This is a genomic window from Streptomyces sp. BF23-19, from assembly GCF_041106355.1.
GTDB lineage: Bacteria > Actinomycetota > Actinomycetes > Streptomycetales > Streptomycetaceae > Streptomyces > Streptomyces virginiae_A.
This window is the reverse complement of record NZ_JBGBPT010000141.1, coordinates 1-11896: the sequence shown is the minus strand read 5'-3', so window position 1 is coordinate 11896 and position 11896 is coordinate 1. Positions and strand designations below refer to the sequence as shown.

The following is an 11896-nucleotide window of genomic DNA, read 5'->3' as shown; positions in this document are numbered from 1 at the left end:
CCGTCTCTTCCGGATCTTGTCGGGTGAGCCCGGGTCGTCCGGTGCGGTGCCTCGCAAGGCGGAGGGGCGCCCGTGTAATGGACGTACTCGGGTGTCCCGACAACGCGGCGAGGTGCCGTGCCGGGCGCCGCGACCCGGTGGAGCTTTCCGGTCACAGCACCAGCGGGTCACTCGGGCTTGGCCGCCCCCGGGATCGCGTCGATCGCGGCGAGCAGCTCGGCGTCCAGCGGGCGGTCGGCGACGGCCGCGTTGGCGCGTACCTGCTCGGGGGAGGTGGCTCCCGCGATGACGGAGGCGCAGCCGGGCTGGGCGGAAAGCCAGCCGATGGCGAGTTCGAGGACGGTCCGGTCGTGCTTCTCGGCGAGCGCGGCCAGCGCTTCGACGACGTCGAGGCGCTCCTCGGTGAGGTACGAGTCGCGGCCTTCGAGTCGGGAACCGGCCGGTACGGGCGTGCCCCGGCGGATCTTGCCGGTCAGCAGGCCGTTGGCGAGCGGGAAGTACGGGAGCACGCCGACGCCGTAGTGGAGGGCCGCCGGGACCAGCTCGCGCTCGACCGACCGCTGCAGCAGCGACCACTCGTTCTGTGCCGACACGAAGGGGACCGAGCCGGTCTCGCGGGCGATGTGGGCGGCTTCGGCGAGCTGCCAGCCGGAGAGGTTGGAGTGGCCGATGTAACGGACCTTGCCCTCGGCGACGAGCTCGGTGAGCGCGGCCAGGGTCTCGGCGATCGGGGTGGCCGGGTCGGGGCTGTGCAGCTGGAAGAGGTCGATGTGGTCGGTGTCGAGGCGGCGCAGGGACTCCTCGACGGCACGCCGGATGTAGGCGCGGCCACCGCGGGAGCCGGCGGCGGGCCCGTACTTCATGTCCACGCCGTCGTAACCGAACTTGGTCGCGAGGACGACCTGGTCGCGGCGGCCCTTGAGGGCCTGCCCGAGGTGGACCTCGGAGCCGCCGGCGCCGCCGTAGATGTCGGCGGTGTCCAGGAGGGTGATGCCCGCGTCCAGAGCGGCGTCGACGACGGCGCGGGTGGCCTGAGCATCCAGTCGGCCGCCGAAGTTGTTGCAGCCGAGGCCGACGGCGGAGACCTGCAGTCCCGAACTACCCAGGGGGAGATGGCGCATGCGTTTTCGTTCCTCCGACTCGACGAGTAAATGATCAACCGACTGGTCAGTCTAGGCCGCCGGACCAGGGGCCGGACGGGAATCCGCACGGCCCGTGTGAACACTGTGTGACGCCCTAGAGCAGGCGGACGGCGCCCTCGGAAGGGGATGCGGTCGTGACGCGGGGCGGTGTGAAGCCCGCGCGGAGGAAGGCGTTCGCCACCGCTCGGGTCACCGCCTCCTCGGCGTCCGCGTCGATCAGGGACAGCGCCGAGCCGCCGAAGCCGCCGCCGGTCATGCGGGAGCCGTACGCGCCCGCGGCGTTCGCCGTGGAGACCGCCAGGTCCAGCTCGGGGCAGGACACCTCGTAGTCGTCGCGCAGCGAGAGGTGGCCTTCGGTGAGCAGCGGGCCCGCCTCGCGCAGCCGGCCCGCGCGCAGCAGTTCCTCGACGCGCAGGACGCGTTCGTTCTCGGTCACGACGTGCCGGACCCGCTTGCGCGCGATCGGGTCCACCAGGCGGGGCAGGGCCTGTTCCAGCTCCTCGTACGGGAGGTCGCGCAGGGCGGGCAGGCCCAGGGCCTCGGCCGCCCCGTGGCAGGAGGCCCGGCGCTGAGCGTAGGCCCCGTCGGCCAGTGCGTGCTTGACCCGGGTGTCGATGACCAGGAGGCGCAGGCCGGCCGCCGCGCAGTCGAAGGGGATGTGACGCCGGTCGAGGCTGCGGGTGTCCAGGTGGAGGGCGTGTCCCTGGGTCGCGCAGGCCGAGGCCGTCTGGTCCATGATCCCGCAGGGGACGCCGACGTACGCGTTCTCGGCGCGGCGGGCGAGTGCGGCCAGTTCGGGGCGGGCGAGCCCGATCCCGTACAGGTCGGTGAGGGTCAGTGCGGTGGCCACCTCCAGGGCGGCGGAGGAGGACAGGCCCGCGCCGGTCGGTACGTCGGACCGTACGTGCAGATCGGCTCCGCCGACCGGAAGTCCGGCGTCCAGCAGGGCCCATGCGACCCCGGCGGGGTACGCGGCCCAGCTCGCGGCGCCCTGCGGGGGGTGCGCCGGATCGAGATCGGCGAGGTCGAGGGTGACGGCACCGGAGGGGGCGTCGGCGGAGTGGACCCGCAGGATCCGGTCGGTGCGCCGTGCGGCGGCCACCTCGGTGCGCTGCGGGAGGGCGAAGGGCAGCGCGAAGCCGTCGTTGTAGTCGGTGTGTTCGCCGATCAGGTTGACCCGGCCCGGGGCCGCCCAGACGCCCTCGGGCGGGTACCCGTACAGCTGCTGGAAGCCGTCCTGTGCCGACCCGCTGTTCCCGCTGTTCCCGCTGTTCCCGCTGTACCCACTCACGCGCTCGCCACCTCCCGCAGCCGCGCGGCCGCGTCCTCGGGCCGGACGTCGTTCATGTAGGCCTCCATGCCGGACTCGGTCCCGGCCAGGTACTTGAGCTTGTCCGCGGTCCGGCGGATCGTGAAGAGCTCCAGGTGGAGCGCGAAGTCCGCCCGGCCCTCGCCCGTCGGGGCCTGGTGCCAGGCGGAGATGTACGGGGTCGGCTCGGGCCGGTCGAAGAGTCGGTCGAAGCGGCGCAGCAGCTCCAGGTAGACCCGGGGGAACTCGCCGCGGGCCGCGTCGCCGAGAGCGGGCAGGTCGGTGACCCGGTGGCGGGGGTAGAGGTGGACCTCGTACGGCCAGCGCGCCGCGTAGGGCACGAAGGCGGTCCAGTGCTCCGCTTCGAGGACCACGCGGGTGCCTTGGGAGCGCTCGGCGGCCAGGACCTCCTCGAAGAGGTTGCCGCCGGTGCGCTCGCGGTGGGCGGCGACGGTGGCGAGCATCCGGGTGGTGCGCGGGGTGACGAAGGGGAAGGCGTAGATCTGGCCGTGCGGATGGGCGAGGGTGACGCCGATCTCGGTGCCCCGGTTCTCGAAGCAGTAGACCTGCCGGACGCCTTCGCGGGCGGAGAGTTCGGCGGTGCGGTCGCTCCAGGCGGCGAGGACGAGCGCGACGCGCTCCTCGTCGAGCTCGGCGAAGGAGGTCCGGTGGTCGGGGGTGAAGCAGATGACCTCGCAGCGGCCGGTGTCGCCGGCGAGGGAGGGGAAGCGGTTCTCGAAGACGGCCACCTCGTAGTCGGGGGCCGGGATCTCGCTCGCACGCCCCTCGGTGGAGGGGCACAGCGGGCAGGCGTCTGCGGGCGGGCGGTAGGTGCGGCCCTGGCGGTGGGCGGCGATGACGACCGGGTCGCCGAGCAGCGGATCGCGCCGGACCTCGGGGCCGGTCCCGGTGGCCGGCGCTTCGAGGGGGCGGGTGTCGGGGACTGCACGGGCGGCGGCGCCGTCGCCGGTGTCGTAGTAGAGGATCTCGCGGCCGTCGGCGAGGCGGGTACTCGTGCGCTTCACGGGAGGAACTCTCTCACTGGAGGGTGACGACCGTGGTGCGGCCGAGGTCGGACCGGCGCACGACGGCAGTGCGGTGCCGGGGCGCCCCGGTTCGAGAACAATGATCTCGTTCTCGTCCGCCGCGTCGTGCCCGAGGTGGTCCCCCCGACGTTTCAGTCCTCGTAGTCGTACGTCACCCCGATGCCCAGGGTGCCCTGGGTCGGGAGGATTTCGGCGCCGACGATGTCGAGGACCGGTGGGAGGAGGAGGTCCGCGAGGCGGGCCACTTCCGGACCGTTCCGGCCGGCCGGCCGGCCGGTGAAAGCATGGGCCCGAGCGTCACATAACGTGCCGTGCATGGATCAGGAGTACATGGCCGGGCCCGCCGCGGACGGCGAAGGCGCAGGCAGGCGGTGGTTCCTCGGGATCGCGACGGGGGCGGCCACGGCCGCCGGGCTCGGGGCCGTGGCCGGTTGCGGGAACGGCGAGCGCGACGGCGGATCCGGGGCGGGGTCCGGGGCGACGTCGGAGTCCGGCGCGCCCGGTGGGAAGCCGTCACCGGCCCGGACAGCGGGTCTCGACGTCAAGGCCGAGAACACCCTCCCGGGCCATGCCGACTGGCCGGTGGGCAAGGCCGGCCCGGCGCGGGCCATCGAGGGGTTCGCGGACAAGGTCAGCGTCCTGCCCGGCGAGTCCTTCGGGCTGCACGTGTCGACGACCGCGCCCAGGTTCACCGTCTCCGCCTACCGCATGGGCTGGTACGGCGGAGCCCGCGCGCGTCTGGTGTGGCGCTCCGAGGCCCTGCCCGGAGCCCGGCAGCCGGAGCCCACGGTGGACGCCGGGACCAGGATGGTCCGCACGCGGTGGACCCGTACCGCCACGGTCGAGACGAAGGACTGGCCGGAGGGCAGCTACCTGCTGCGGCTGGACGCGCAGGGCGGTGAGGGCCGGCGTTTCGTCCCGCTCACCGTCCGCTCCGCGGCGACCGCCGGCCGCACCGTCGTCGTCAACGCGGTGGCCACCTGGCAGGCGTACAACCGGTGGGGCGGCTACGGCAGCTACGACGGCCCGGGCGGCGGGTTCGCCTCCCGCTCCCTCGCCGTGAGCTTCGACCGGCCGTACGAGTACGACGACGGCGCGGGCCTGTTCCTGGTGTACGAGGCTCCGCTGATCGCGCTGGCCGAGCGGCTCGGCATACCCCTCGCCTACACGACCACCACCGACGTGGCACGGGAGAAGCGGCTCCTGGAGGGAGCGGCGGCGGTGCTTTCGCTCGGGCACGACGAGTACTGGTCGCCGGAGCAGCGGGCCCATTTCACGGCCGCCCGCGACGCCGGTACCAACATCGCGATCCTGGGCGCGAACTGCTGCTACCGCCGGATCCGCCTGGAGCCCTCCGACCTGGGGCCGGACCGTACGCTGGTCTGCTACAAGTCCTCCTACGAGCAGGACCCGGGGTTCAAGCGGGGCCATCCCGCGACGGTGGACTTCCGTTCGGCGCCCGGCGCGGATCCGGAGAGCTCGCTGCTCGGCGTGATCTACGACGGCTATCCGGTGGACGCCCCGTACGTGGTGACCAACCCCGGGCACTGGCTCTTCGAGGGCACCGGCGCGCGGGCGGGCGACCGCTTCGAGCACCTGGTGGGCGTCGAGTACGACAAGGTCTCCACCGGTTTTCCCACGCCCCGGCCGATCGAGATCCTGGCCCACTCCCCCGTGGTGTGCGAGGGACGGCCCAGCCACCAGGACACCGCCTACTACACGGTGCCGAGCGGGGCCGGGGTGTTCGCGACCGGGACGATGCGGTGGGTGGAGGCCCTGGACGCGACGGGCGACGGCCGCAGCGGGCGCAACCACGGTCTGGACGCGCGCTCGGGGGCGCTGACCACCCGGGTGACGGAGAACCTTCTGCGGGTGTTCGCGGCGGGTCCGGCCGGCCGGACCCACCCGGCACAGGACAACGTCAAGGCGGTGTACGGGAGTTCGTGAGGTGCGCAGCCTGGTGCGGCTGGCGGGCGGAAAGGGTGGACTTCGCCCGAAGGGGGTGTTTAGGATCGTGATCACGGCATCGCGTGTCGGTCACCGACCGGGTGAGGCATGGAGGTGCCGTGACGTGCCTTTCGGAGGCATTCACCCATGTCCGTCCAGCTGAACCACACGATCATCCACTCCCGTGACAACCGGGAGTCCGCCACCTTCCTGGCGCACATCCTCGGCCTGGAGGTCGGGACCGAGTGGGGACCCTTCATCCCCGTCGAGACCTCGAACGGCGTCACCCTGGACTTCGCGACCGTCCCCGCCGGATCCATCACCGTGCAGCACTACGCGTTCCTCCTCTCCGAGGAGGAGTTCGACGTGGCGTTCGCGAAGATCCGGGCGGCGCGGGTCCCGTACTTCGCCGACCCGCACGGCCGGCACCCCGGCGAGATCAACCACAACGACGGGGGCCGCGGGGTGTACTTCACGGATCCGAACGGCCACGGGATGGAGATCATCACCCGCCCGTACGGCTACCAGGAGCCGGGCGCCGAGTAGCCCCCGCCCCCGACCGAGCAGGCGCGCGGCGAGGGATGAGTACTCCTACTCTTCCCTCGCCGCCGGCCTCGCAGACTTGGGTCATCACCCCGAGTCAGCACCAGGAGCCGGCCATGCCCGCAACGCCCTTCGCGCCCGTCGCGCCCGTCGCGTCCGCCCGCCCCGCCGCACCGAACAAGGCCCTCGTCACGGTGTCCGTCCTGCTGTGGGGCCTGGCCTGCCCCACACCCCTCGTACGTGCCGCCCACCTCATGACCCTGTGACGGTCATCCGCTCCATGACGGCCACCGGCAGCACCGGGTTCCGGGCCGCGGCCTCCGCCGTCTCCTCGTCGCCGAGCAGCGCGACGAGGACCGGTACGGGCACCCGTGGATGCCGCGCCGCCATCGCGCGTACACCGCCGTCCGGGTCGTCGAGGAGCCGTACCACCGAGTCCGGCGCGAGCCGGGGGTCGGTGGCGGCGCGCAGCCGTACCTCGGCGTCCTCGTCCTCGCTGAACCGCTCCACCAGGTCCGGCGTCGAGTCCGGGTCGTCCAGGGCCAGTTGCCGCAGCCGCGGATGCGGGTCGTCCGCGTGGCGGAGCAGGTCGCGCCGCGGGAAGTTCGGGTGCCCGTAGGGCCGGTCGGGGGTGGAATAGCTCCCGTTCCACCACTGCCACACCTCCAGCAGCAGGTCCGCCGGAGCGTCGTCGCACCGCTCGGCGAGGAAGAGCCGTACGACCCGGTCCTCGTCCCGGGCCAGCCGTTCCACGACGTCCGGCGGCAGTCGCCGGGCCGTCGCGACGCTGCTGCGCAGCAGGAGGTGCGCGGATGCCGCGAGGCGGCGCATGGCCTCCTCGTCCTCGTGCAGTGCCTCCACCCACCCGACCGTCCGCCGCATCGTCCGGGGGTCGATGTCCACCGGTACGGCGGCCCGCTGCTCCTCCGTCAGCTCGGGTCGCACGGACACGGCGAGTCGTACGTCGTCCTCGGGGTCGGCGGCGAGCACGTCGACCAGGTCGGGCCCGAGGTAGGGGTTGCCGGCCAGGATCCGGCGCAGCCAGGGGTCGGGGTCCGCGCAGAGCCGCAGGGCGAGGTCCGGGTCCAGCCGGTGGCTTCCGACGAGCCGGCGGTTCTCGGGGGCGGCATCGAAGAACTCGGCCGTGAGCGGGGCCTCCTCGTGCCGCGCGAGCGTGACGGCGGTCCGCACGGCGGGGGCGGGGTCGGCCGCCAGCCGGGCCCGGGTCCCGCCGTCGAGGTCACGCCAGGCGGCCTCGCACGCGGCGGCCCGCACCCTCGGGAGCGGGTCCGCCAGCAGGGTGAGGCGTAGCGGGAGGGGCAGGGCCGGCATCCGGGCCAGTTCCTCCCGGACCGGACCGAAGGGGTCCGCGGTCAGCGTCTCGTACGCCTCCCGCGTCAGCCCCCGCCCGGACAGGGCCGCTGCCTCCAGGAACAGTTGGCGCCGGGCCCCGCCCGCTTCGCCGAGCACCAGCCGCGACCACTGGGCGGCACAGAGCCCGAGGGACGCGGGCACCTCGGTGAGCCGGGCGCGCACCCGCCGGTCCGGGTGGTCGACAGCGGCGTCCACGACGGCGGGCGGCAGATCGCGCCGCGCCAGGAGGTACGGGGCCAGGTCCAGGTGGTCGAGCAGCCGGATCCGGATGCGGTCCGGTGCGGCCCGGTTGAAGCTCAGCCCCTGCAACCAGGCCCGCCGAAGCCGCGGCGGGGCCTGCGGCCCGCAGTCCCGATCCGGCCATCGGTCGTCGAAGCCTCGTACGTCTGTCCCCATCCGGAGAACGGTAGACGATGCCGGCGCAGCCGTGCCGGTCCGGGGAAACAGCGACGCCCGGCCGGAAGAGGTGCTCCGGGCCGGGCGTGCTCGACAGGTGTGCTGTCGGTGTCGCAGGGGCGGCAGGATTCGAACCTGCGGCCTTCGGTTTTGGAGACCGGCGCTCTGACCAGCTGAGCTACACCCCTTCGGTGGGACCAACCATGGCACGAACGCGCCCGAAGATCCAATCAATTCATGCCTCGACCGGGTGAGAGTCTTCGGCGGTCGACCGGACCGTGCCGAGGGGGCGGCGTCCGCCGGTCCGGGGGTGGCGCAACCTCGGGGTGCGGAGGATCGTGGGTGAGGGGACCCGTGGAGCGGGAGGTTCCGTCATGCCCCGAAGCCGACGAGCGGGGCGCCTGCGGGGTTCGCTCCTGGCGCTCGCGCTCCTCGCACCCGCCCTGCTGGGCGTGGCCCCGGGCGGCTCGGGCGAGACGATCTCCCTCGCCGGGAACGAGCCCGGCGAACGGCTCGACGTCACGTTGACGCAGGTGGTGGATCCGGCCGACCCCGCAGGTCAGGAGCCTCCCGGGAGCGATCGGCTCGTCGCGACGCGCTTCCGCCTGGAGAACACCGGGACCGCCGCCTACCAGGACTCCCCCGCACCGGCCGCGCACCTGCTGGACACCACCGGGCAGCGGTTCACCGGCGACGACGTCCCCACCACCGCGGGGCCGTCCTTCGCCGAGACCGTCACGCTCGACCCCGGCGACACGGCGGAGGGCTTCATCACCTTCCGGCTGCCGCGGGACGCCGACCCGGCCGCGGTCCAGTTCGCCCTCGACGCCGGCCTCGCCGACGACGTCGGGCATTGGAGCCTCCGCTCCCGTAGCGGGCGAGTTTCGGCCGCCCCCTTGACCGCTCTGGTCCAGACCAATAGCTTCCGGCATGCACAGCGCACGCGCACACGCCCCGCTCCCCGCATCCGCAAAGGAAGCCCATGCGCCGCAGCATGCTCGGCAGGCTGGCCGTCGCCGCCTGCTCCCTCTCCCTGCTGACCGCCTTCGCACCCGCCGCCGTCGCGCAAGCCGACGGCGGCGGCCACGACCGTCCGTACAAGAAGGTCGGCTACTTCACCCAATGGGGCGTCTACGGACGGGACTTCCAGGTCCAGGACCTGGAGGCGAACGGCTCCGCCGGCAAGCTCACCCACATCAACTACGCCTTCGGCAACGTCGGTCCACAGGGCCGGTGCTTCACCGGGAACGTGCCCGGCGAGGCCGACGCCTGGGCCGACTACGTGCGCCCGCTCGACGCGGCGAACTCCGTCGACGGGGTCGCCGACACCGGCGAGCAGCCCCTCGCCGGCAACTTCAACCAGCTGCGCGAGCTCAAGGCCGAGCACCCCGGCCTGAAGGTGCTGATCTCGCTGGGCGGCTGGAGCTGGTCCACGCACTTCTCGGACGCCGCGCTCACCCCGGCCTCCCGCAAGGCCTTCGTCGAGTCCTGCATCGACCTCTACATCAAGGGCAACCTTCCGCAGGACGGCGCCCGCGGCGGCGCGGGTGCGGCCGCCGGCGTGTTCGACGGGATCGACCTCGACTGGGAGTGGCCCGGTTCCGCGGGCGACATCGACACGAAGTACCGGCCCGAGGACAAGGAGAACTTCACCGCGCTCGTCAAGGAGTTCCGCACGCAACTCGACGCGTACGCACGGAGCCAGAGGAAGAAGACGAAGTACGAGCTCAGCGCGTTCGTCCCGACCGCCCCCGCCAAGATCGACGCGGGCTTCGACGTCCGCCGGATCATGCGCGACCTCGACTTCGTGACCCTCCAGGGCTACGACTTCCACGTCTCCGGCGAGCCCAGGACCGCCCAGCAGTCGGCGCTCCGCGCCCAGGGCGACTTCAGCGTCGACGGCACGGTGGACGCCTGGCTGCGGCGCGGCGCGCCCGCGAACAAGCTCGTGATGGGCATGCCGTTCTACGGCCAGGGCTGGACCGGCGTCAGCGGCGGCGGGGTCGGCATGGGGCAGCCGGCCACGGGCCCGGCACCGGCCACCTGGGCCGCCGGGTACGAGGACTACAAGGCGCTGAAGAAGCTGGCCGACTCCGGTACCTACACGATCCACCGGGACCGGCGCGGCGGCCACGCCTGGCTCTTCGACGGCACCACCCTGTGGACGTACGACGACCCGCAGGTGCTGCGCGCCAAGACCGGCTACATCCGCGAACACGGCCTCGGCGGCGCGATGTTCTGGTCGCTCGACGCGGACACCGCGGACGGTGAACTGATGACCGCCGTGGACCGGGGCCTGCGCGGCCGCTGACCCGGGCCGCCTGACCCGGGCATCACCTGACCCGCACCGCTCCCGACCCGCACCTCTTCACACCCGCACCGCCCCTGACCGGCGCCGCCGGGCCGCGGACACGCATCCGGCCCGGCGGCGCCCCACCACATACGCTCTCCCGCATGGACAACGGGACGGTACGGGCGGTCAACCGCCTCACGACACGCTGGGTCGCGCAGGCCCCCGCACCGGACTCGGGGACGGTCTTCGCCGCCTCCGGGGTCTGGCCGCTCCTCGCCCTGCTCGCCGACGGCGCGGGCGGTCCGGCCCGCGCGGAGCTGGAGGAGGCCCTGGGCATACCCGCCGAGGCCGCGGCCGGGGCGGCACGGGAACTGCTGGCCGTGCTGGGTCGCGTACGGGGTCTGCAGGCGGCGACGGGTCTGTGGGCCAGGGCCGAAGTCCCCCTGGAGGAGGGCTGGTCGGCGAAACTGCCGGCGGGTGCCCGGGGCACGCTGAGCGGTGTACCGGTCGCCGACGCGAAGGTACTGGACGCGTGGGCGGCGGAGCGCACGGGCGGGCTGATCGAGCACGTGCCGGTGTCGTGGCCCGAGGACACCCGCCTGGTCCTGGCTTCGGCGCTCGCGCTCCGGGTGCGGTGGGCCGAGCCCTTCCAGGAGGCACCCGTCGCGGTGGCCGAAGGCCCGTGGGCGCGGCGGGTCCTGCGACGGCTGTCCCGGACCACCCGTTCCCTGGACGAGATCCGGGTGGCCCACGGGCCGGCCGGGGCCGTCAGCGTCCTGGAGGTGGCCGGCACCGAGGACGTGGACGTGCACCTGCTGCTCGGCGACCCGCGGACACCGTCCCGCGCGGTGCTGGAGACCGGGCTCGCCGCCGTCACGGGCGCCGTCCCGTCGCTGGCCGGCAGCGAACTCCCCGACGGAACCCCGGGCCCCGGGCTGACCACCGACACCGTGGATTCGCCCTTCCCGGTGGACCTGCTGCAGGTCCGTACCGTGGCCTTCTCCCTGTTCGCCGAACACGATCTGCTCGACCACGCCCCGCTGTTCGGGCTGGACACCGCCCGCGACGAGAACTTCGAGCACTTCCCCGGTATCAGTTCCGAGCCGCTCGCCATCGGTTCGGCCCAGCAGTCCGCAATGGCCCGGTTCCACGCGACGGGGTTCGAGGCCGCCGCCGTCACCGCCCTCGCGGCACGGCCGGGCGGGGCCGCGCCGCCCCGCGTACGGCACCGGGTCCGCCGGGCGGAGGTCCGGTTCGACCGGCCGTTCGGGTTCCTGGCCGTCCACCGGGACTCCCGGCTGGTCCTCGCCGCGGGCTGGGTCACCGATCCCGAGACGGCGGTCGAGGGGGGCCGGTACGTCGGTGCGAGGCGGCCAGCGCCGCGGTCTCGGTGAAGGTGGGGACGCGCCCGGTGCCGCCGCGGCCGGAGACCGAGAGGGAGGCGGCAGCCGTGCCGTACGCCACGGCGTCCGCGAGGGTGTCACCGAGGACGAGCCGGGCGGTGGTCGTGCCGGTGAAGCAGTCCCCCGCACCGGTCGCGTCCACCGGCTCGGGATCGACGGGCACGGGGTGGTACTCCACCCGCGTGCCGTCGTCCAGCAACAGCCGGTCGGCGCCCGCGGTGACCGCGACCGTACGGGCGCCGAGCGCGCGGCAGCGGGCTGCGGCGGTGCCCGGGTCGGTGGTGTCGAGCAGGGCCGTCGCGTCGGCCGGGCAGGAGGTCTTGAGCAGCCCGGTCAGCGGCGCGATCCGGGTCAGCAGCTCGCGGGCCTCGGCCGGGCCGGTCAGCCGGGAGCGGAAGTTGGGGTCGTAGGTCAGGTGCCCGCCCGCCCCGTGCACGAGGCGG

11 protein-coding genes and 1 tRNA gene are annotated in these 11896 nt (G+C 73.6%); 6 read left to right on the top strand and 6 right to left on the bottom strand.

All coding sequences use genetic code 11. The features are described from left to right. Positions 1-167 precede the first annotated feature (167 nt). From AB8A24_RS41585 to galT, 3 genes are all read right to left on the bottom strand, one after another. The gene (locus AB8A24_RS41585; RefSeq protein WP_328960101.1) at positions 168-1121 is read right to left on the bottom strand and encodes an aldo/keto reductase; all 954 of its coding nucleotides are present in this window, start codon (positions 1119-1121) and stop codon (positions 168-170) included. Positions 1122-1236: 115 nt separating this feature from the next. Then, positions 1237-2433 carry a galactokinase gene (galK, locus tag AB8A24_RS41580; RefSeq protein WP_369479092.1) on the bottom strand — a complete coding sequence of 399 codons (1197 nt, stop codon included), beginning with the start codon at positions 2431-2433 and terminating at the stop codon, positions 1237-1239. Next, on the bottom strand, positions 2430-3476 hold the full coding sequence (gene galT / locus AB8A24_RS41575; protein WP_369479091.1) for a galactose-1-phosphate uridylyltransferase: 1047 nt from the start codon (positions 3474-3476) through the stop codon (positions 2430-2432). The genes galK and galT overlap by 4 nt, the downstream gene beginning before the upstream one ends. 336 nt (positions 3477-3812) lie before the next feature. Here galT and AB8A24_RS41570 point away from each other — a divergent pair, with 336 nt between their 5' ends. The 3 genes from AB8A24_RS41570 (at position 3813) to AB8A24_RS41560 (ending at position 6253) form a co-directional block, all read left to right on the top strand. After that, positions 3813-5444: a N,N-dimethylformamidase beta subunit family domain-containing protein gene (locus AB8A24_RS41570; protein ID WP_369479090.1), complete on the top strand. Its 1632-nt coding sequence runs from the start codon at positions 3813-3815 to the stop codon at positions 5442-5444. 147 nt (positions 5445-5591) lie between these two features. Next, on the top strand, positions 5592-5990 hold the full coding sequence (locus AB8A24_RS41565; RefSeq protein WP_328960105.1) for a VOC family protein: 399 nt from the start codon (positions 5592-5594) through the stop codon (positions 5988-5990). A 113-nt stretch (positions 5991-6103) separates the two neighbouring features. After that, positions 6104-6253, top strand: coding sequence for a hypothetical protein (locus AB8A24_RS41560; RefSeq protein WP_369479089.1), 150 nt, complete (start codon positions 6104-6106; stop codon positions 6251-6253). Here AB8A24_RS41560 and AB8A24_RS41555 read toward each other — a convergent pair. Together AB8A24_RS41555 and AB8A24_RS41550 are read right to left on the bottom strand one after the other, a co-directional pair. Next, positions 6240-7757, bottom strand: a complete 1518-nt coding sequence (locus AB8A24_RS41555; protein WP_369479088.1) for a PE-PGRS family protein — start codon at positions 7755-7757, stop codon at positions 6240-6242. The genes AB8A24_RS41560 and AB8A24_RS41555 overlap by 14 nt on opposite strands. 114 nt (positions 7758-7871) lie before the next feature. Further along, positions 7872-7945: transfer RNA gene (locus AB8A24_RS41550), tRNA-Trp, on the bottom strand. Between the two features lie 186 nt (positions 7946-8131). Between AB8A24_RS41550 and AB8A24_RS41545 the strand changes: the two genes are divergently transcribed. From AB8A24_RS41545 to AB8A24_RS41535, 3 genes are all read left to right on the top strand, one after another. Next, positions 8132-8797, top strand: a complete 666-nt coding sequence (locus AB8A24_RS41545; protein WP_369479087.1) for a hypothetical protein — start codon at positions 8132-8134, stop codon at positions 8795-8797. Further along, positions 8740-10068 (top strand): glycoside hydrolase family 18 protein, encoded by a 1329-nt coding sequence (locus AB8A24_RS41540; protein WP_369479086.1) that lies wholly within the window; start codon positions 8740-8742, stop codon positions 10066-10068. Before AB8A24_RS41545 ends, AB8A24_RS41540 begins: the two co-directional genes overlap by 58 nt. A gap of 143 nt (positions 10069-10211) precedes the next feature. Next, positions 10212-11444: a serpin family protein gene (locus AB8A24_RS41535; protein WP_369479085.1), complete on the top strand. Its 1233-nt coding sequence runs from the start codon at positions 10212-10214 to the stop codon at positions 11442-11444. Here the strand turns inward: AB8A24_RS41535 and AB8A24_RS41530 are convergent. After that, on the bottom strand, positions 11371-11896 hold a 526-nt coding region (locus AB8A24_RS41530; protein WP_369479084.1), incomplete at its 5' end, for a carbohydrate kinase family protein. The genes AB8A24_RS41535 and AB8A24_RS41530 overlap by 74 nt on opposite strands.

Coding starts and splice junctions, on each gene's coding strand:
- AB8A24_RS41585 (WP_328960101.1), bottom strand. CDS start 1,121: ATGCGCCATCTCCCCCTGGGTAGTTCGGGACTGCAGGTCTCCGCCGTC.
- AB8A24_RS41570 (WP_369479090.1), top strand. CDS start 3,813: ATGGATCAGGAGTACATGGCCGGGCCCGCCGCGGACGGCGAAGGCGCA.
- AB8A24_RS41565 (WP_328960105.1), top strand. CDS start 5,592: ATGTCCGTCCAGCTGAACCACACGATCATCCACTCCCGTGACAACCGG.
- AB8A24_RS41560 (WP_369479089.1), top strand. CDS start 6,104: ATGCCCGCAACGCCCTTCGCGCCCGTCGCGCCCGTCGCGTCCGCCCGC.
- AB8A24_RS41555 (WP_369479088.1), bottom strand. CDS start 7,757: ATGGGGACAGACGTACGAGGCTTCGACGACCGATGGCCGGATCGGGAC.
- AB8A24_RS41545 (WP_369479087.1), top strand. CDS start 8,132: ATGCCCCGAAGCCGACGAGCGGGGCGCCTGCGGGGTTCGCTCCTGGCG.
- AB8A24_RS41540 (WP_369479086.1), top strand. CDS start 8,740: ATGCGCCGCAGCATGCTCGGCAGGCTGGCCGTCGCCGCCTGCTCCCTC.
- AB8A24_RS41535 (WP_369479085.1), top strand. CDS start 10,212: ATGGACAACGGGACGGTACGGGCGGTCAACCGCCTCACGACACGCTGG.